The 19,570-nt window shown below is 51.2% G+C and carries 16 protein-coding genes, 2 tRNA genes and 2 pseudogenes; 10 read left to right on the top strand and 10 right to left on the bottom strand.

Features of this window, described 5'->3' with window-relative positions:
• Positions 1 to 55: 55 nt before the first annotated feature.
• Positions 56 to 1,753 (top strand): NAD-dependent malic enzyme, encoded by a 1,698-nt coding sequence (locus KP22_RS02155; protein ID WP_039302563.1) that lies wholly within the window; start codon positions 56 to 58, stop codon positions 1,751 to 1,753.
• A gap of 54 nt (positions 1,754 to 1,807) precedes the next feature.
• On the opposite strand, the gene gsiD is transcribed toward KP22_RS02155, so the two are convergent.
• From gsiD to KP22_RS02135, 4 genes are all read right to left on the bottom strand, one after another.
• Positions 1,808 to 2,713, bottom strand: coding sequence for a glutathione ABC transporter permease GsiD (gsiD, locus tag KP22_RS02150; RefSeq protein WP_039302560.1), 906 nt, complete (start codon positions 2,711 to 2,713; stop codon positions 1,808 to 1,810).
• A gap of 9 nt (positions 2,714 to 2,722) precedes the next feature.
• Positions 2,723 to 3,643, bottom strand: a complete 921-nt coding sequence (gene gsiC, locus KP22_RS02145; RefSeq protein WP_039302557.1) for a glutathione ABC transporter permease GsiC — start codon at positions 3,641 to 3,643, stop codon at positions 2,723 to 2,725.
• 109 nt (positions 3,644 to 3,752) lie between these two features.
• Positions 3,753 to 5,297, bottom strand: a complete 1,545-nt coding sequence (gene gsiB / locus KP22_RS02140; RefSeq protein ID WP_209428686.1) for a glutathione ABC transporter substrate-binding protein GsiB — start codon at positions 5,295 to 5,297, stop codon at positions 3,753 to 3,755.
• Between the two features lie 25 nt (positions 5,298 to 5,322).
• Positions 5,323 to 7,224 (bottom strand): dipeptide ABC transporter ATP-binding protein, encoded by a 1,902-nt coding sequence (locus tag KP22_RS02135; protein WP_039302554.1) that lies wholly within the window; start codon positions 7,222 to 7,224, stop codon positions 5,323 to 5,325.
• Positions 7,225 to 7,697: 473 nt separating this feature from the next.
• Between KP22_RS02135 and moeA the strand changes: the two genes are divergently transcribed.
• The 3 genes from moeA to KP22_RS02120 all read left to right on the top strand — a co-directional run bounded on the left by moeA (position 7,698) and on the right by KP22_RS02120 (position 10,394).
• A complete protein-coding gene (moeA, locus tag KP22_RS02130; protein ID WP_039322127.1) occupies positions 7,698 to 8,933 on the top strand; it encodes a molybdopterin molybdotransferase MoeA in 1,236 nt (411 codons plus the stop codon).
• A 2-nt stretch (positions 8,934 to 8,935) separates the two neighbouring features.
• Positions 8,936 to 9,688 carry a molybdopterin-synthase adenylyltransferase MoeB gene (gene moeB / locus KP22_RS02125; protein WP_039302548.1) on the top strand — a complete coding sequence of 251 codons (753 nt, stop codon included), beginning with the start codon at positions 8,936 to 8,938 and terminating at the stop codon, positions 9,686 to 9,688.
• A 106-nt stretch (positions 9,689 to 9,794) separates the two neighbouring features.
• A complete protein-coding gene (locus KP22_RS02120; protein ID WP_039302546.1) occupies positions 9,795 to 10,394 on the top strand; it encodes a nitroreductase family protein in 600 nt (199 codons plus the stop codon).
• A 72-nt stretch (positions 10,395 to 10,466) separates the two neighbouring features.
• Here the strand turns inward: KP22_RS02120 and KP22_RS02115 are convergent, their stop codons facing one another.
• Complete coding sequence (locus KP22_RS02115) at positions 10,467 to 11,381, bottom strand: lipid kinase (protein ID WP_039322124.1); 915 nt, start codon at positions 11,379 to 11,381, stop codon at positions 10,467 to 10,469.
• 275 nt (positions 11,382 to 11,656) lie between these two features.
• Here KP22_RS02115 and KP22_RS02110 point away from each other — a divergent pair, with 275 nt between their 5' ends.
• Together KP22_RS02110 and KP22_RS22925 are read left to right on the top strand one after the other, a co-directional pair.
• Positions 11,657 to 13,129, top strand: coding sequence for a sensor domain-containing diguanylate cyclase (locus KP22_RS02110; RefSeq protein WP_039302540.1), 1,473 nt, complete (start codon positions 11,657 to 11,659; stop codon positions 13,127 to 13,129).
• Positions 13,120 to 13,352: pseudogene (locus KP22_RS22925) on the top strand (anion permease); the annotation flags it as partial. The gene KP22_RS02110 and the pseudogene KP22_RS22925, both read left to right, overlap by 10 nt.
• Positions 13,353 to 13,432: 80 nt before the next feature.
• Here KP22_RS22925 and KP22_RS21420 read toward each other — a convergent pair.
• Positions 13,433 to 13,600 (bottom strand): YqaE/Pmp3 family membrane protein, encoded by a 168-nt coding sequence (locus KP22_RS21420; RefSeq protein WP_010280855.1) that lies wholly within the window; start codon positions 13,598 to 13,600, stop codon positions 13,433 to 13,435.
• Between the two features lie 223 nt (positions 13,601 to 13,823).
• Positions 13,824 to 13,912 (bottom strand) — tRNA-Ser (locus KP22_RS02100).
• 93 nt (positions 13,913 to 14,005) lie between these two features.
• On the opposite strand from KP22_RS02100, the gene mtfA reads away from it, so the two are divergent.
• The 4 genes and pseudogenes from mtfA to KP22_RS22665 all read left to right on the top strand — a co-directional run.
• Positions 14,006 to 14,803, top strand: a complete 798-nt coding sequence (mtfA, locus tag KP22_RS02095; protein WP_039322121.1) for a DgsA anti-repressor MtfA — start codon at positions 14,006 to 14,008, stop codon at positions 14,801 to 14,803.
• 110 nt (positions 14,804 to 14,913) lie between these two features.
• A tRNA-Asn gene (locus KP22_RS02090) sits at positions 14,914 to 14,989 on the top strand.
• 161 nt (positions 14,990 to 15,150) lie between these two features.
• Positions 15,151 to 16,404, top strand: a complete 1,254-nt coding sequence (locus KP22_RS02085) for a tyrosine-type recombinase/integrase (RefSeq protein WP_039322119.1) — start codon at positions 15,151 to 15,153, stop codon at positions 16,402 to 16,404.
• Positions 16,405 to 16,601: 197 nt separating this feature from the next.
• Positions 16,602 to 16,879, top strand: a pseudogene (locus KP22_RS22665) (IS66 family transposase); the annotation flags it as partial.
• 116 nt (positions 16,880 to 16,995) lie between these two features.
• Here the strand turns inward: KP22_RS22665 and KP22_RS22920 are convergent.
• The 3 genes from KP22_RS22920 to KP22_RS02070 are packed head-to-tail and all read right to left on the bottom strand — an operon-like array spanning position 16,996 to position 19,548.
• On the bottom strand, positions 16,996 to 17,433 hold the full coding sequence (locus tag KP22_RS22920) for a hypothetical protein (protein ID WP_048257195.1): 438 nt from the start codon (positions 17,431 to 17,433) through the stop codon (positions 16,996 to 16,998).
• Positions 17,434 to 17,482: 49 nt separating this feature from the next.
• The gene (locus KP22_RS02075; RefSeq protein WP_039311802.1) at positions 17,483 to 18,871 is read right to left on the bottom strand and encodes a sensor histidine kinase; all 1,389 of its coding nucleotides are present in this window, start codon (positions 18,869 to 18,871) and stop codon (positions 17,483 to 17,485) included.
• Positions 18,871 to 19,548 carry a response regulator gene (locus KP22_RS02070; protein WP_039311804.1) on the bottom strand — a complete coding sequence of 226 codons (678 nt, stop codon included), beginning with the start codon at positions 19,546 to 19,548 and terminating at the stop codon, positions 18,871 to 18,873. Before KP22_RS02070 ends, KP22_RS02075 begins: the two co-directional genes overlap by 1 nt.
• Between the last annotated feature and the right edge of the window lie 22 nt (positions 19,549 to 19,570).

Below are 19,570 nucleotides of genomic sequence, written 5' to 3'. Positions count from 1 at the left end.
GTTTTTCATCGACAACACCTGAGTGTCTTTTCTGTTACCCGAAGAGTAAAAAGTCATGGAATTAGAATACGAAAGCAAACGTCCTCTCTACATCCCTTATGCTGGTCCGATCTTGCTCGAATTTCCCCTGCTGAATAAAGGCAGCGCATTTACTGAAGAAGAACGCGCTGATTTTAACCTTGCAGGCCTGCTGCCAGAAGCCGTTGAAACTATCGAAGAACAGGCTGAACGCGCCTGGCGCCAGTATCAGGAATTCAAACACGATATTGAAAAACACGTATACCTGCGCAACATACAGGATACCAACGAGACGCTGTTCTACCGTCTGCTGGATGGTCACCTTAGTGAGATGATGCCAATCATTTACACTCCGACCGTTGGCGAAGCCTGTGAACACTTCTCCGATATTTATCGTCGCGCCCGTGGCCTGTTTATCTCCTACCCTAACCGCGCAAATATCGACGATATGCTGCAAAACGCCACCAAGCAAAACGTGAAAGTCATCGTGGTGACCGACGGTGAGCGTATCTTGGGTCTGGGTGACCAGGGTATCGGCGGTATGGGGATTCCGATTGGTAAACTGGCGCTATACACCGCCTGTGGCGGCATCAGCCCAGCCTACACCCTGCCAGTCGTTCTGGATGTGGGTACCAACAACCCGCAGCGTCTGAACGATCCGTTGTATATGGGCTGGCGCCACCCGCGTATCACCGACGACGAATACTATGCATTCGTTGACGAGTTCATTCAGGCCGTGAAGCGCCGCTGGCCAAACGTGCTGTTGCAGTTTGAAGACTTCGCGCAGAAAAACGCCACACCGCTGCTGAATCGCTATCGTGATGAAATCTGCAGCTTTAACGATGATATTCAGGGCACCGCCGCTGTTGCTATCGGTAGCCTGATTGCCGCCAGCCGCGCAGCAGGTACACAGTTACGCGATCAGACCGTTGCCTTCCTGGGCGCTGGTTCCGCAGGCTGTGGTATCGCTGAGCAAATCATCGCGCAGATGAAGTCAGAAGGACTGAGCGATGAAGAAGCACGCGCACGCGTCTTCATGGTTGACCGTTTCGGTCTGCTAACAGACAAACTGCCGAACCTGCTCGATTTCCAGAGTAAGCTGGTTCAGAAAAGTGAACTACTGGTCGATTGGGATTGTAACAGCGACGCGATTTCACTGCTGGAAGTGGTACGCAATGCCAAGCCGACCATCATGATCGGTGTATCCGGCCAGCCAGGTCTGTTCACGGAGGAAATCATCCGTGAAATGCACAAACACTGTGCTCGTCCTATCGTGATGCCACTGTCTAACCCGACATCTCGTGTGGAAGCGCGTCCAGAAGATATCATCCGCTGGACAGAAGGCTCAGCGCTGGTCGCGACCGGTAGCCCGTTCTCTCCGGTTCACTATCAGGATAAAGTCTTCCCTATCGCGCAGTGCAACAACTCCTACATTTTCCCAGGTATCGGGTTAGGTGTACTGGCGTCAGGTGCCAAGCGTATCACTGACGGTATGTTGATGGCTGCCAGCCGCGCGCTGGCTGACTGCTCGCCGTTGGCGAACAATGGCGAAGGCGCTCTGCTGCCGGATCTGTCCGATATCCAGCAGGTGTCCAAGCGTATCGCACTGGAAGTGGGTAAAGCCGCACAGCTGCAAGGTGTGGCCGTCGTCACCTCTGCCGATGCATTGCAGAAAGCGATTGACCATAACTTCTGGCAACCACAGTACCGCAGCTATAAACGTACCTCGTTCTAATTGCTGACGGTTTACTGCTGAAAAGCGCGGCATTCGTTGTCGCGCTTTTTTTATTCAGCTTTTCAATTTCGGATCGAGCGCATCACGCAGGCCGTCCCCCAATAAATTAAACGCCAATACCGTCAGAAAGATCGCCAGACTAGGGAAGATCGCAACATGCGGTGCAATCACCATGTCCGATCGCGCTTCATTTAGCATTGCTCCCCACTCCGGCATTGGTGGCTGTGCGCCCAGCCCTAAAAATGACAGGCTGGCTGCGGTGATAATCGACATTCCGATCCGCATCGAGAAAAACACCACGATGGAAGACACCGAGCCAGGCAGAATATGTCGAAAGAGAATCGTCCAGTCGTTGGCACCGATGCTGCGGGCAGATTCTATGTAAGTAAGCTGCTTCAGCACCAGCGTATTTCCCCGTACAAGACGGGCAAACGCAGGGATGCTAAAAATCGCGACGGCGACAATCACATTTGCCATACCGCTGCCCATAATCGCTACAACGGCAATCGCTAGCAAAATACCGGGGAAGGCAAACAGCACATCGCATATACGCATGATGATTCGGTCTGCCCACCCTTCGTAGTAGCCCGCCAACAAACCCAATGTCGTGCCTATCATCATCCCGACCAGTACCGAGAAAATGCCCGCCGCCAGCGAAATACGCGTCCCCATCAGGATCCGGCTGAAAATATCACGCCCCAATGAATCCACGCCCAGCCAGTGTGTCGAAGAGGGGCCTTCATTAAGTCGATCATAATCAAAATAATTTTCGGCATCATAGGGCATCAGATACGGAGCCCAAAAAGCAATGGCAATCAACAGCAGCACAAATATGCCAGCAGCCACCGCGACGTGCTGCCGAAGAAAGCGCCGCCAGAATTCACGCCACGGCGTACGAACGGATTTATCCCTAATGACAGGGAGCGTCGCCAGCATAGCTTTACGTCGCCAGTGTCTCATTCCCTTTCCTTATTTATAACGAATGGCTGGATTAATCGCGGCGTACAGCATGTCGACCAGCAAATTAATCAGAATAAACTCCAGCGAAAACAGCAACACTTCCGCCTGAATCACCGGATAGTCACGCATCTCTACCGCATCAACCAGTAACCGCCCCAACCCCGGCCAGTTGAAAACCTTCTCAACGACAATGGAACCACCGAGTAAAAAGCCAAATTGCAAACCCATCATGGTGACCACCGGAATCAGCGCATTACGCAGCCCGTGCTTCAGCACAACCAGCGATTCGCGCACGCCTTTTGCCCGCGCCGTACGCATATAATCTTCCTGCAAGACATCAACAAACGACGCACGGGTGAAACGCGCCATCACCGCGGCTACCGCGGCCCCCAGCGTTAGCGAAGGCAAAATATAGTGCAGCCAGGTATCCGCGCCTACCGTCGGCAGCCAGCCTAACTCGACGGAAAAAATCTGCATTAACAGCATGCCGAGTGCAAACGCAGGGAAAGAGAGGCCGGATACCGCCAGCGTCATCCCGATTCTGTCCGGCCAGCCGTTACGCCACACGGCTGACACGATGCCGATCGCCATGCCAAAAATCACCGCCCACGCCATGCTGCAAACTGTCAGCCAAAACGTTGGCATAAAGCGCATCGCGATCTCTTGCGTGACGGGTCGCTTCGACACCATCGACGTTCCCAAATCCCCTTGCAGAATATTGGTCAAGAAATGCCAGAACTGGTGCGGCAGCGGTTTATCCAAGCCCAAATCCTGCCGTACCATTTCGATCACCGCAGCATCCGCTTCCCGTCCGGCCGCCAGACGCGCCGGGTCGCCGGGTAGCAGATGAACGAACAGGAACACCAGCACCATAACAATCAGGAGCGTGGGTATCAGCCCCAGTAACCGTTTAATAAAATAATTCAGCATGAACGGTTTTCCACATACATGTGTCAGGCTCTCCTATAAGCAGACGCGTGTTAACCACAGCGGGTAGCCTAACGGCCACCCGACTTCCTGATCATTCTTTTGCAGTGAGTTATTCCGTCAGATCGGCATCCTCAAAACTGAACAAGGTATCTGGCATGACGTAGAACCCGGTCAGTTTCTTACTGTTAGCCGAGACCAACCGCTCTGTCGCCAGGAAAATCCACGGCGCATCGGCCCAAATTTTATCCTGCGCATCCTTGTACAGTTTCTGCTTTTCCGCTCGATCCGTCGTTTTCAGCGCATTAGCCAAGTCCGCATCAACCTGCGGGTTGCTGTAAAACGCCGTGTTGAACTGTGCCGGTGGCCAGGAGGCCGTGGCAAACAGCGGCGACAGCGCCCAATCTGCCTCACCCGTCGATGCCGACCAGCCGGTGTAGAACAGGCGGACACCCGTTTCTTTAACGCCTTTACCTTCCACTTCAGCAGCGCGTTGCCCCGCATCCATCGCCGTCACCTGCACTTTCACCCCAACCTGTGCCAGCTGTTGCTGCGTGAACTGCAAGACTTTTTGCGCCGTGCTGTGGTTATGTGACGACCAGAGCGTAGTGGTAAAACCGTCCGGATAGCCCGCTTCTTTCAGCAACTCGCGCGCTTTGGCCGGATCGTAAGGCCATGGATGATATTTTACCGAATAATCGATACTGCCCGGCAGTGGCCCTGCGGCTGGCGTCGCATAGCCGGAGAACGCCACTTTGATCAGCGCGTCTTTGTTAATCGCGTAGTTCAGCGCCTGTCGAACTTTCGGGTTATCAAACGGTTTCTGAGTGACATTCATACTGATGTAGCGATGCAAAATCGACGGTGACGCCACCAGCGCCAGCTTGTCATTCTTCTCTAACACCTTGGCCTGCTCGAACGGTATCGGATAAGCAAACTGCGCCTCCCCCGTTTGCAGCAGTGCCGCACGCGTATTGTTATCCACCACCGGACGCCAGGTAATGCTGTCCAGTTTAGGCAGCCCCGTCTTCCAGTAGCCGCTGAATTTCTCAACTTTGACAAAATCGGTCTGATTCCAGGCCACAAAGCGATACGGGCCGGTGCCTACCGGATGGAAACCGATCTCTTTGCCGTACTGCGTCAATGCAGCCGGAGAGATCATCACCGCTGCCGGATGCGCCAGATTGTTAATAAAAGCCGAGAACGGCGTCTTTAGCGTAATTTTCACCGTCAGATCGTCCACCGCCTCGGTTTTGTCGATCATCTTGAACAGGTTATACCGCTTCAGACGATTGTCTGGATTACTGGCGCGATCCAGATTCACTTTGACGGCAGCAGCGTTAAACGCCGATCCATCGTGAAATTTAACGCTGGGATGCAATTTGACGGTGTACGCCAGGCCATCGGGGCTGACGTCATAGCTGTCCGCCAAGACGTTCACCAGCTTCATGTCTTTATCGAAGCCAAATAGCCCCTGATAGAATGATTTCGCCACCGTTTGCGATAGCGAGTCGTTGGCATCATAGGGATCCAGGCTGGTAAACGTGGAACCCACGGCAATAACCGCATCTTTAGCAGCCCAAACGGGTGATGCCACCATTGCTGCGGTTACCCCTGCGGCCACTAACCAGCGCCGCTGTATCGTCATTACGCTCATGCTACGTTCTCCTTATGAATCCCTGTCAATAAGCACCTGCAATCGGGTGGTGCGCCACAAAGTGTCGCTCGCCAACCTGAATCAGAGGCGCCGTGGTCGGCTCATCGCCAATCGCCCGGATCGGGCTAGGTATTTCATCAACCAGCAATACCTGCTCACGCTGGCGGCGTGAGGGGTCAGCAACCGGCACGGCCGATATTAGCTTGCGGGTATAGGGGTGCCGGGGTCGCTCGAATACGTCTTGACGCGGGCCGATCTCGACAATCTGCCCCATATACATCACTGCCACGCGATGACTGATGCGTTCGACCACCGCCATATCATGTGAAATAAACAAAAATGCGATGCCGAACTCACGTTGTAGTTCTAGCATCAGATTGATGATTTGCGCCTGAATCGACACGTCCAGCGCGGATACCGCTTCATCCGCAATCACGACCTTGGGGTTCAGCGCCAGCGCTCTGGCGATGCAAACGCGCTGTCGCTGTCCGCCGGAGAACTCATGCGGATAGCGTCGGGCATGTTCAGGCTCCAACCCTACGCGTGACAACAGCCATTCCACACGTTTCTCCGCTTCCTGTCGGCGACAAATATTGTGAACCAACAGTGGTTCCATAATTGAAAATCCAACCGTCAAACGGGGATCCAATGATGCATACGGATCCTGGAAGATTAGCTGAATATCACGCCGCAGATGCTGTAACGCCGCACCTTTCAACTGATGGATACGCTGACCATTAAAGGTAATTTCACCCTGCTGACTTTCAACCAGTTGGAGCAACGCACGACCCGTAGTTGACTTACCACACCCAGATTCCCCCACCAGCGAGAGCGTTTCGCCCGGCCAGAGGTCGAAGCTGACTTTTTCTACCGCATGCACCTGCCGGGTCACGCGGTTCAGTAATCCACTGCGAATCGGAAAGCGCGTCACCAGATTATTCACTTGTAAGATCGGCGTGGCATCCACGGGAACGGTATCCTGCGGCACGTTGTCCGCAATGCATGCCGTGTTTTGATCCAGCAGCGGAAATTTTGCCGGAAACGGTTGTCCACGCATCGATCCTAATGCCGGTACCGCCGCCAAAAGCGCTTGGGTATACGAGTGCTGCGGCGCAGTAAAGATCTGCCCCACACTTGCCGCTTCGACACTTTCCCCACCGCGCATCACCAATACATGCTCAGCCACTTCTGCCACTACGCCCATATCATGAGTGATGAAAATCACGGCCATGTTCATTTCACGCTGTAACACACGGATAAGTTGCAGAATTTGCGCTTGAATGGTGACATCCAACGCGGTTGTCGGTTCATCGGCAATCAGCAGTGACGGCTTGCAGGAAAGCGCCATCGCAATCATAACCCGCTGGCGCATTCCGCCAGAAAGCTGGTGGGGATAACGATCCAGCACGTTGCGCGCCTCCGGTATTCTGACCAGATCCAACATACGCAACGTCTCCAAACGCGCAGTGCGTCTATCCATCCCCTGATGTAAACGAATCGACTCTGCTATCTGTTCACCGACGGGGAAAACTGGGTTCAGCGACGTCATCGGCTCCTGGAAGATCATCGCCAGATCCGCCCCTCGTAACGTTCGCATCACGCGCTGGCGTGTCCCACGGAGATCCAGCACCTGCCCATCACGGCGACGGAATAGCATGTCACCCTGATGAATCACCCCGCCTGCATGCTCGACCAGACGCATCAGCGCCAGCGACGTGACCGACTTGCCCGATCCCGACTCCCCGACGATAGCCAGCGTCTCGCCCCGATCGACAGAGAACGTCAGATTACGTACCGCATCCGTTCGTTGTCCCTGCTGCTCGAAATAGACACTCAGGTTGCGCACCTCTACCACCCGTTTTTCAGGCAAAATCAGCCCCGGAACAGGGGAAGACAATGAGGCATAATGATCCTGTGTGGGCAACATGAACGGCGAATCTCCATATAAATGCGGCTGGAATCAGCACAGCGCGATTGGGGACAAATTATCAGCGATTTCCGACTATATTTAGCGCAAGGTATGATGTAAAGCAGAAACTGAAATCAATGCAGTAAAAAATTCTTTTCATAACATATAGTTAACCACAAGACAGCCGCACCATGAGGCGTGGACTCTCACGTCGATGCACACACTTTTATACGAAATAGTTCACGTTGTGGGCAAAGGCGACTGTTTTTAACCATTCGCCTATTGCTTAACACCTAACCGAGGGCCACACGTCAAAAGCCGCATTCCTTGACCTGCATACATTCACCCACGTTACGAACTCTGACATAATTAATACTGGCATAGGAAACCGATTTTCGCCCGTAAACAACACGTCGGCGAAACACGATTCTTATTGATGTAATCAGTCGTATTGATAAAAAACTGTATTGATGAAAAACGGTGGAGTGAAGATGGAAAGCGTTAACTCAGGTTTACTGACTCTGGAACAAGCTCTGGAAAATATGTTTTCTCAGGTTCCTTCCCTTACCGAGACAGAGCGCGTATCCCTGTTCGACGCCGCAGGACGGATCGCCGCCCATGCTATCGCCTCTCCGATTCACGTCCCGCCTTTTGCCAATTCCGCGATGGATGGCTATGCCGTACGCTACGCTGATTTATCCGCGGCCGCACCGCTACCGCTGGCGGGTAAAGCCTTCGCTGGCGCGCCCTTCACGGGCGAATGGCCTGCCGGAACCTGCATTCGTATCATGACCGGTGCACCGATTCCCGCAGGCGCCGATGCGGTGATCATGCAGGAACAGGCTGACGTCAGCGAGGACGGCATCCGTTTCCCACATGAAGTAAAACCCGGCCAGAATATTCGTCTGGCGGGAGAAGATATTCAGGCAGGTGCCAGCGTGCTGCCCGCGGGTTGCAAACTGGGCGTGGCGGAACTGCCGCTGCTGGCTTCGCTGGGGATTGCGCAGATTGACGTGATACGCCGTCTGAAAGTCGCGGTGTTTTCAACTGGTGATGAGCTGCAACCCGTCGGTAAACCGCTGGAAGTGGGCCAGATTTATGACACCAACCGTTTCGCCGTGCGTTTGATGCTGGAACAGTTGGGTTGCGAGGTGCACGATCTGGGCATCATCCGCGACGATCCCGCCGCGCTACGTGCGGCATTCCATGAAGCTGACCAGCTTGCCGATCTGGTGATCAGTAGCGGTGGCGTTTCCGTTGGCGAAGCCGATTACACCAAGCAAATGCTGGATGAACTGGGTGACATCCATTTCTGGAAACTGGCGATCAAACCCGGTAAACCCTTCGCTTTCGGCAAATTACACCACGCCTGGTTCTGCGGTCTGCCGGGGAATCCGGTTTCCGCTGCACTGACGTTCTATCAACTGGTTCAGCCGCTGCTGGCTCGCCTGTCTGGCTATACACAATGGCACCAGCCGCCGCGTGTTCGCGTCAAAACCACCAGCGCACTGAAAAAGACGCCGGGGCGCACCGATTTTCAGCGCGGCATTTTCAGCCGCAACGCGCAGGGTGAACTGGAGGTGAGAACCACTGGGCATCAGGGCTCACACGTTTTCAGCTCGTTCAGCCTCGGTAACTGTTTTATCGTGCTTGAACAGGATCGCGGACACGTCGCCGCCGGTGAATGGGTAGAAATCGAGCCTTTCAACGCCCTGCTGGGACACTAAGTATGTTACCGGAACTGAGCGATGAAGAAATGCTGCGCTACAATCGACAGATTGTACTGCGCGGCTTTGATTTTGACGGGCAGGAAAAGCTCAAAGCATCACGCCTGCTGATTGTCGGGCTCGGCGGACTCGGCTGTGCTGCCGCGCAATATCTGGCCGCAGCGGGCGTAGGACACTTGACGCTGCTGGATTTTGATACCGTTTCTCTATCTAACCTGCAACGTCAGGTTCTGCACCGCGATGCCCGCATCGGGATGGCAAAAGTCGAGTCGGCGCGTCTGACGCTGGCCGACATGAACCCGCATCTTTCGCTTGATACCGTTAATGGCGATCTCGATGACGATGCGTTGAGCGAGCTGGTCAGCCAGCACGATGCAGTATTGGATTGTACCGACAACGTCACCATCCGTAATCGCCTGAACCGTATTGGCTTCCAGTTCAAAAAGCCGCTGATCTCCGGTGCGGCAATTCGGATGGAAGGTCAAATCAGCGTCTTTACCTATCAGCCCGATGAACCTTGCTACCATTGCCTCAGCCGCCTGTTCGGAGCCAATGTACTGACCTGCGTAGAAGCGGGCGTGATGTCGCCGCTGGTGGGAACGATCGGGAGTTTACAGGCAATGGAAGCCATTAAGCTGCTAACGGGCTATGGCAAACTCGCTACGGGTCGGTTGCTGATGTTCGATGCAATGACGCTGCAATTTCGCGAAATCACGCTGCCGAAAAACCCACGATGCGACGTCTGCGGCGGGTAAAACAAAAAGCAGGAAGATTGGCATCCGGCACGATAAGCCATTGAATACGGCAAAAATCGGTGACACAGTATCAAGGTAAGTCATCATGTAAACTGAGGAACACACCATGAGTAATGCTTTTTTGCAGTCAATCAAGGCCCGTCGTTCAATCTATGCCATCGGTAATAAACTACCGATATCAGAAGATCAGGTTACCGCGCTCATTACCGAAGCCGTTAATGAAAGCCCCTCCTCTTTTAATTCACAAAGTTCCCGCGTTGTCATTCTGTTCGGCGAGCAGCACCACAAGCTGTGGGATATTGTTAAACAGCAACTGAAGAAAATTGTGCCTGCGGACGCCTTTGCCTCGACAGAAGGCAAGCTCGCTTCTTTTGCCGCCGGTGCCGGAACCGTCCTGTTCTTTGAAGACACCAGCGTAATTGAAGCGCTACAGGAAAAATTCGCGCTTTATGCCGATAACTTCCCAGTTTGGTCAGAACACTCAACCGGTATCGCGCAGTTCGCCGTGTGGTCGACGCTGGCGCAGGAAAAAATTGGTGCCTCACTCCAGCACTACAACCCGCTTATCGATAATGATGTCAAAGCACAGTGGAGTCTGCCTGCCAGTTGGAAACTGCGTGCTCAAATGCCATTCGGTTCCGTTGAGCAACCCGCCGGTGAGAAAACCTATATTCCCTTTGAAGAACGTTTCCGCGTATTTAAATAATCCGCTGACTCATCCTTTTTAAACAAACAGGGACGCCGCATGGTGTCCCTGTTTGTTTACGGTCTATCCATGTTAACCGGACACCGGAGGGGCAAAAACCTGAATCGCTTTTTCTCTGATTCCGAATACCGCAGGCGTTTTGCCAATCAGCTCGCCATCCGCATTAATATCGTGCGGCCTTGAGGTACTCAACGTCAGCTGTCTGGCAGAAAAGGCGCGAACTTTGCGCCAGCGTCCGTGCGTCCCCCGCCGAATAAAAGGGATAAGTGCCACCATTTCCCACCAGTGGGAAACCTCCAGGCTATATACATCCAGTCGACCATCATCGGGCGCCGCACTCTGTGCTACCGCCATACCACCACCGTAGAAACGCCCGTTCCCCACCGACACTTGCACGGTTCTAACCCGCTCTTTGATGCCATCATGCTCAATCTCAACGCGGAAAGGACGACTTTGTTTCAGCAGTTTAAAGGCCGCCAGTGCATAACCCAGCGTTCCCCAGCGCTTTTTGGACTTGGCTGACAGCCCACGTGCCAGTGCCGCAGAAAACCCAATGCTGGAGACGTTAAAGAACAAGTGCCCGTTAACCTCCCCCAAATCGACGGCACGCCGTTGGCCGTTGGCAATAATCTGGATGGCCTGACGAATCTCCCGAGGGATGCCCACCGTACGCGCAAAGTCATTTGCCGTTCCTAATGGCAGCACGCCCAACGGCAATCCGGTATCGACCAGGCCGGGAGCCGCTGAATTTAACGTGCCGTCGCCACCGCCGATAATGACGAAATCAACCCGCCCCGCATAGGCACGTATAATATCGCTGTATGAGCCCGCGTCTTTTTCATCTGGCTCGACGAGGGTAATCTGGTTTTGCTGTAATAGCTGTTTCACATCGCGAGCAGAGGAATCACCATTCCGCGCATGCTTATTAATCAATAAAAGCGCTGTTGGGCCTGATTCTTTCGCTGCTGAATAATGGCTCATCGTCATCCACCCAACATTATTGTTTGATTGAATCTAACCATAGGGATAATCAAACCGACAAGAGAGCTTTAACAAGCCCACAATACAATACAAAACATTACGTTCCGACAAGCTGCTCTAATACTTCCACAGTGTAACTACTATACTGAATCCTACGAATCTGCGATTCATTCACCCAACAGCGCTACACAGTCAGTCCAGTAAAATGTTGCACCACCATTTTTAGGTGAAAACAGAGGCTTATTCACCTATCTCATCAATGATTCTTTGGGGAGATTATTTTGCAAACTGGATTCATAAGCACCTCACACTGGCTGGGCAAGACACGTGCAATTGTGATATTTGGTTCCATGCTGCTCGCTGCATTTCTGGTGATTAGCTGGACCAGCTATGAAGTGGCGAAAGAATCATTGGAAGAGGAAATCGAAGAAAATACCCTGCCACTAACCAGTGACAACGTCTACTCTGAAATCCAGCAGGATTTGTTAAAGCCAATTTTTATTTCGTCGCTAATGGCACACGATACGTTTTTACGCGATTGGGTACTGAAAGGCGAAAGCGATCCGCAGGCCATGTTCCGCTACCTGAGGGAAATCGATCGCCGCTTCGATACCGTATTTTCGTTTTTCATTTCAGATAAAACCAAACACTACTACGATCCTCTGCGCATTCTGAAAACCGTCTCTGAAGACTCCCCAGACGACCAGTGGTACTTTCAACATCGAACGCTGTCCGATGAGATGCCCTATGCTATCGACATCCTGTTCGATCCTGAGAACCACACACGCCTTGATATTTTCATCAATCACAAAGTGGTGGATTACGAAGGTAATTTCATCGGCATCACTGGCGTAGGCATTCCGGTTGAACGCGTTAAGCATCTCATTGAGAAATATGAGCAGCGTTATAACAGAACAATCTATTTCATTGATAAAGAAGGCAATATCACCTTACACAGTGAAAACTATAAGCGACCGCTCAAGATCCAGCAGCAGCAAGGGTTGGACAACATTGCCACCGCGATCCTGACCGTTCCCGGCGGGGCTTATGAATATCAATCAGACAGTAAAAAAGTGTTCCTCAATACGCGTCTGATTCCAGAGTTCGGCTGGTACTTAATGGTAGAGCAGAGCAACCATCCCGCCGAGAAGCGTCTATTTACCACTCTGATGAAGAATTTAGGCGTCAGTATTGTCGTCAGCGTGCTGGTTTTATTCCTGTTATGGATAACCATTGGAGGCTACCAGCGTCGTCTTGAACAAATGGCCACCACGGATAAACTCACAGGGTTGATGAACCGTCAGGCGTTTGATTATTTGTTCCGTAAATGGAATACGAAAAGCGCCACACAGTCCAAATTTGTTTCCATCCTGCTGATTGATATCGACCACTTTAAACAAATTAACGATCGCTATGGACACAGCGTGGGCGATCTCGTGTTACAGGAAATCTCCTCCGTATTATCCACCAACACGCGCGACAGCGATCAGTCGTGCCGCTGGGGAGGCGAAGAGTTTGTGATTTTGCTAGATGACTGTGATATCAACGCCGCACAACAGCGTGCGGAAGCGTTACGCCATAGCGTTGAAACAACAAGAATTCCTTATCGGGAAGAGATGATCCAGGTCACAATAAGCTGTGGTATAGCCGAACGGCAGCCAAACGAAACATTGAGTACACTGATAAACCGCGCCGATATCGCGCTTTATCAAGCCAAACAGCAAGGACGCAATCGAGTGGTGAGAGCGCAATAGCAACAGGCGCACCGCCCATGATGGCCGCCATCTGTTTTGGGATTTTTAGCAACCTGATGTGGGGAAATACCGAATACGGTGGAGACCCCAGCCTAATCTACTTTGCTCAAGGTTACTTGAACGGCACCGCTTCTATAAAATCAATTTCTGCATCGTCACGTTTAACGTCGCCCTGATTTTTATCATCGGATTAGTATGGTGGAAACTGATTGGCTACTATTAATCGCCTGTCATGCATGTCCGCAAAATACAACGGGAAGGCATCATGCCTCCCCGTAATTCGTCATTCAGCTTTTTCAGCCATTAAATTCCATCGTCTTTTGTCTGCACCCAAAACGCATGCACCAAGCCGGGAAAATAGCCTAACAGCGTCAGAATAATATTCAGAATGAACGCCCCGCCAATCCCTTTCCCCAATAACACGCCCAACGGTGGCAGAAGAATAGTCAGTACAATGCGCCAAAATCCCATATCAACCTCCGTATGTGATAATTACTTATGAAAATAGTTCAGCACTCGGGATTTGTCAGCATTCGTTGAAATAATTGAGATTAATCTTCGCAGATAAAATGAAAGTACCTATCCCACAGAGCATGTACTACGTTGTGAATAAAAGGAAGTGTACTGCCCGCTTTAAGCCGATGCCAAGTGTGGAAAGCGTCACAGACTAAGTGGATGGTAAGTGTTTGAATAGTGGCGGAGAGAGGGGGATTTGAACCCCCGGTAGAGTTGCCCTACTCCAGTTTTCGAAACTGGTCCGTTCAGCCGCTCCGGCATCTCTCCGTTTAGCAGTTGCCATGATGCCCACTTTTACGGCATTTTAACAGCACCCGTCCTCGCCTTTAAATTCAAGTGACGACTTAACGAGCAATAACAATGATTAAATGGCCGTGGAAAAACACTCAACCTCAGGTGCAGACGCTTGAACACTGGCAAGCTGCAATTTCGATCCCGCTTCTTGCTCCTTTAAGCGATGAAGAACAACAGCGGTTGGCCGCCCTTGCCGATCAATTTCTGAAACAAAAGTGCCTGGTTCCGCTTCAGGGGCTGTTGTTAACGGACATCATGCAGCAGCGCATCGCCCTGCTATTTTCCTTACCGGTACTGTCGTTGGGTATCGATGCACTGGATGGCTTTCATGAAGTTCTGGTTTATCCCGGTCCGTTTATTGTTGAGGATGAATGGCAGGACGACATCGGACTCGTTCACACGGGCAAAATGGTGCAATCAGGGCAAAGCTGGGATCAGGGGCCAATTGTCCTCAATTGGCAGGAAGTTCAGGATTCGTTCGATCTCTCCGGTTTTAACCTCATCATCCATGAAGTCGCACACAAGCTGGATATCCGCAGTAGCGGTGAAGCAACAGGCGTCCCCCTGATCCCACTCCGCGATATTGCTGCCTGGGAACAACACCTGCACGGTGCAATGGATGCCTTACAGGAAGAGATCGATCTGGTGGGAGAATATACCGCCAGTATGGATCCCTACGCCGTTCACGATCCGGCAGAGTGTTTTGCGGTGTTATCGGAATACTTCTTCAGCGCACCCGAACTGCTCGAAGAGCGCTTCCCAGACTTGTACCGCTGCTTCCAAAAATTCTATCGGCAAGATCCACTCGCCCGACTAAAAAATTGGCAAACCAGCATCAACTACCGTGCGCCATCCATTGATTAACTCATAAAAAAACAGCAAATTGTACATAGCCTAAACAGTCAGACGAGAAAGCTGATTTTGCCGTTGACAGTACTGCGGGTGCCGGATATCATGCGCCCCGTTCACACGATTCCTCTGTAGTTCAGTCGGTAGAACGGCGGACTGTTAATCCGTATGTCACTGGTTCGAGTCCAGTCAGAGGAGCCAAATTCTTGTTTTCATGCCGCTCTGTGAATCCTTATATGATTTCGATTCAATGAGTTAGCGTGAAAAGTCTTCCCGATGCATTTTCAGTTTTCCCTCTGCATCGGGAGAATTTGGTGGTCAGATTTGGGGTCAAGTTGGTTCGATGACGGAGTGACCCCCAAATGTCTCTTAACGACTCAAAAATCCGAAACTTAAAACCATCCGAAAAACCCTTCAAAGTCTCCGACTCCCACGGTCTATACCTTTTGGTCAATCCGGGCGGTTCACGTCTCTGGTATCTCAAATATCGTATCAATAGAAAAGAATCTCGCCTCGGATTGGGTGCCTATCCTGGTGTATCTTTGGCCGATGCTCGTCAGCAACGTGACGGTATCCGTAAATTGCTGGCGAAGAATATCAATCCAGCACAACAGCGCTCTGCTGAAAGAACCACTTCCTCACCAGAAAAAACCTTCAAGCATGTGGCATTGGAGTGGCATAAAAGCAACCGATCATGGTCAGAGAACCATGCCGCCCGTCTGCTTGCCAGCATGAACAACCATATCTTCCCGATAATTGGACACCTGCCTGTTACAGAACTGAAAACCCGTCACTTCATTGACCTGCTGAAAGGTATCGAGAAAAAAGGTTTGCTGGAAGTGGCGGCACGAACCCGACAGCATATGTGCAACATCATGCGCCATGCCGTACATCAGGAATTGATAGAGCACAACCCGGCGGCCAATCTGGACGGTATCATCGCCCCTCCCGTTAAACGTCACTACCCTGCTCTTCCGCTGGAGCGACTGCCGGAGTTGTTGGCTAGCATTGAGGACTACAAGCAAGGACGTGAATTAACCCGCTTGGCAGTCTCACTCACCCTGCACCTGTTCATCCGTTCCAGCGAGTTGCGCTTTGCCCGTTGGTCTGAGGTCGATTTCAGAAACAAAATCTGGACGATTCCGGCTACCCGTGAAGCCATACCCGATGTCCGCTATTCAGGACGTGGCGCGAAAATGCGCACTCCACATATCGTACCCCTCTCCAGTCAGTCCATCGCTATTCTGAAACAGATACGGGATATATCCGGGCATCAGGGACTGATATTCCCCGGTGACCATAATCCGTATAAACCCATGTGCGAAAACACGGTCAACAAAGCGCTGCGCTTGATGGGTTATGACACGAAAGATGAAATCTGCGGCCACGGATTCCGCGCAATGGCCTGTAGTGCCCTGATGGAATCGGGTCTATGGTCACAGGATGCCGTTGAGCGTCAAATGAGCCATCAGGAACGCAACAGCGTTCGAGCAGCTTACATCCACAAAGCAGAATATCTCGATGCACGTAAAGCGATGATGCAATGGTGGTCGGATTATCTGGATACGTGCAGGGAAGCCTATGTGCCACCGTATATCTGGGGATCAAGGGGATAACATTAAGACGGCATAATCTTGGATATGAGGCCGTATCATTCCATCCGGCCTCATTGAGGATTGTGTACTTTTACCTGTTCAGCTAACAACGCCAATAGATGGCGAAACCGCTCCTGAAGGCGTAGGAAGGTTAGTTGCGGGAAAGTTAAAACGCTGTCGCGCACTCATAATTGGCAGAACTAAACCAGTGACTGGTCCTTACGTACTATTCAGAAAATGGCTGGCGGAATTGGATAACAACGTCGCGGGAAATGCTCTGCGGCTGGTGAGTCTGGGGCAAAAAACTAGCTGTTCTACGGCTCCGATCTCGGAGGTGAGAGAAGATCGATGTTGTACAGACTGATAGGTAGTTGTCGACTGGGCGGGTATAGATTCGGAGCAATACCTGCGCCACATGCTGAATGACATCGCCGACTGGCTGGTGATCTGTGTCAACGAACAGTGGCCATGGCAGGTAAAGCTGTCTACGGAATAACCTTTTCAACGCTGCTGTACACTTAAAGTAACCAAGTTAAGCCTAGAAAAAATTCAATTTCAGGGTAATTGCTAATTTTCAGGCTGGGATGCCTGATCGTATCACCAAGTATCATGCTAGCAGGCTCTATCGCCGTCAGTCCATCGCTTGATATCACTTATATTTGGCGACCTGATGCCGGTACTCAAGATATTCTTAGTTGTGTATAGACTAATTTTAGCTTTGTCACCACCGTGGTTTTCTATCTCAATTAGCGTGTTGTTGATAAACAACCCCTCTGAAAGAAGCTTTTGATTTATCTCACCTATTTTTCGCTCACTGTCGAACTCGCTTAATACGACGACCGGATTTCCTGAATATGACTGATATTCCAGACATTGCCTTGCCATGTGCCTTAGGGTTCGATAAGTATCGGAAGATCCCGTCTTGCTAATGAAACTGCCGTCTAAAGATGATTTGCTGTTTTTTAAATCACTTACGGTTATGGCGCATCCGCTGAGTGATATAGAAAATAATATTGTAGCTAGGGCCAAATATTTCAATTTATGCTCCATTATTCTGGTAAATGTCCTTCTCAGGTTAGGATCAAAATTGCGTTTTCTTTCAGACGGATTTTTGATTTGGGAAGTCAACAGTAACCATGAGCCCACCTTCTGCAGACGTACTTAGGAAAACACTGCTGTTGTGTTGCTGCGCAACCGCTTTGACTATTGCAAGCCCCAATCCGCTCCCGCTTTGTATCTGACTGGGATCACGAAAAAATCTGTCGAACACCCTCTTCCTCAATTCAACCCTGATTCCAGGCCCTGCATCTGAGATACGCAATTGAGTGGATTTATCTAATGATCGTACCTCTACCTCAACCCGCCCGCCGTCAGGACTGTACTTCACAGCATTTTCAATTAAGTTGTCGATCAGCGACATCAGGCGTTCCCTGACACCTGTAATCCAGACTTCATCATGAGAGTAGAACTCAAGCTCAATTCTGCTCTCAGCAGCTAGCGGTGCCAACTCAGCCATTCGCTCTTGTATGAGCGTCGTCAGCGGCACAGGCTCCATAACAGTGTCAATGCGCGCTTCACTGTGCATCAGCAGCAGCAACTGATTGACGAGACGAGCCGCACGGCTATTGCTACGGATAATCCCTGCAAGCAATTCCTGTTGACTATAGTTGCTTACATCTGACTGCAAAGCCTCAACATTGACTCGCATTGCAGCCAACGGAGTACGCAACTCGTGAGCGGCATCTGCAATGAAAGTCCGTTCCCTTTCAGTGCTTTCTCGCACCCTAGCAAGGAATATATTAATCGCATCCACTATTTGGCGAAGCTCCTTATGCTTTGGCACTGCTTTTAAGGGAGAAATATCTTCTGGTGTTCGTAAGGAAACTTCATTTGCCACCTTGTTCCAAGGACGCATTGCTATGCGGATTGACAGCCACGCAGGAAACAAAAGAAAGGGAATGCATACCAGCAGCGGTAATATGTAATATCCGCGCGAGTTCAGGTATATGAAGAAGTTCCAGCCTCCAGCAGGAGTGAGCAGTGTCACCTCTGTGTCGGAGCTCCTAGACTTCAGAGTACGGCTAGTCCAAGTGCGACCGTTACTCTTAATATTTTGAATCATCCCATAACCGGTGTTTGCCACTCCTACCGGAGCGCCATCAGATGAATAAATTATCTCTTTATTCTTCCGAACGATTAGGCTGATTGACATTTTTGGGTCTTCGCCTCCGCCATAGCCTTCCCGCAATGCCTTGCTGAATTTTTCCAGCACATCGGTTAGATCGTGCGGGCGATCCCCCATACGATCCACCACTGTCAGAATGGTTTCATAGGTTTTGCTTCCTGATAGCATTGGAGGGCTACGTAAGTTATCCCATAAAATGTAGGTCAGAAAAATACACCAAATCAGCGTGAGTAATAGCATCTGGGCGATCATAATTCGCCGTACTAGCGTTGGGATTCTCAGATAGTGCCAAAAATTACGCATCAACCTCCCCCCCTCTGAATGGGTACGGTATCAATGACAAACCCAACACCTCTCACCGTTCGCACATAGCCGTCACCGATTTTGCGACGCAAATTTCCCATATGTACATCGAGCGCATTACTCATATTTTCTTTTGCACCGAAGATTCTTTCTTCCAGAAAACTACGTGTCATAACACGGTCAGCACGCAACATTAACGTTTCAAGCAGCGCGTATTCACTTGCCGTCAAATCAACATGCCTTTCGCTCACGGTCACGCGACGAGTCGGCACATGGAGAGATAGCCCTCGAATCTCTATCACCTCATTCTGAAACCCATAACTGCGCCGCACAAGTGCTCTCACCCTAGCCAATAACTCGGCGAGAACAAAAGGTTTGACGAGATAGTCGTCTGCACCAGCATCCAGCCCAGTCAAGCGATCTTGCAGCGTGCCTCGAGCAGTCAGGATGATGACGGGGATCCCCTTGAACTGCTGACGCAGACGCGCCATCAGGCTCATGCCATCACCATCGGGCAGGCCGAGGTCGAGCAATACAAGTTCTGGCACGCATACATCGAGTTGATGCAGAGCATCCACTTTACGGCGAACCCATATGACATCTAATCCCTGGTCTGTGAGGGCAATACGTACACCATTGCCGAGATCGATGTCGTCTTCGATTAGGAGAATTTTCACAATAGTTACTTTATCAACAGTG

Origin of the sequence: Pectobacterium betavasculorum (genome assembly GCF_000749845.1) — a bacterium.
GTDB lineage: Bacteria > Pseudomonadota > Gammaproteobacteria > Enterobacterales > Enterobacteriaceae > Pectobacterium > Pectobacterium betavasculorum.
This window is presented reverse-complemented; position numbering and strand designations above follow the sequence as displayed.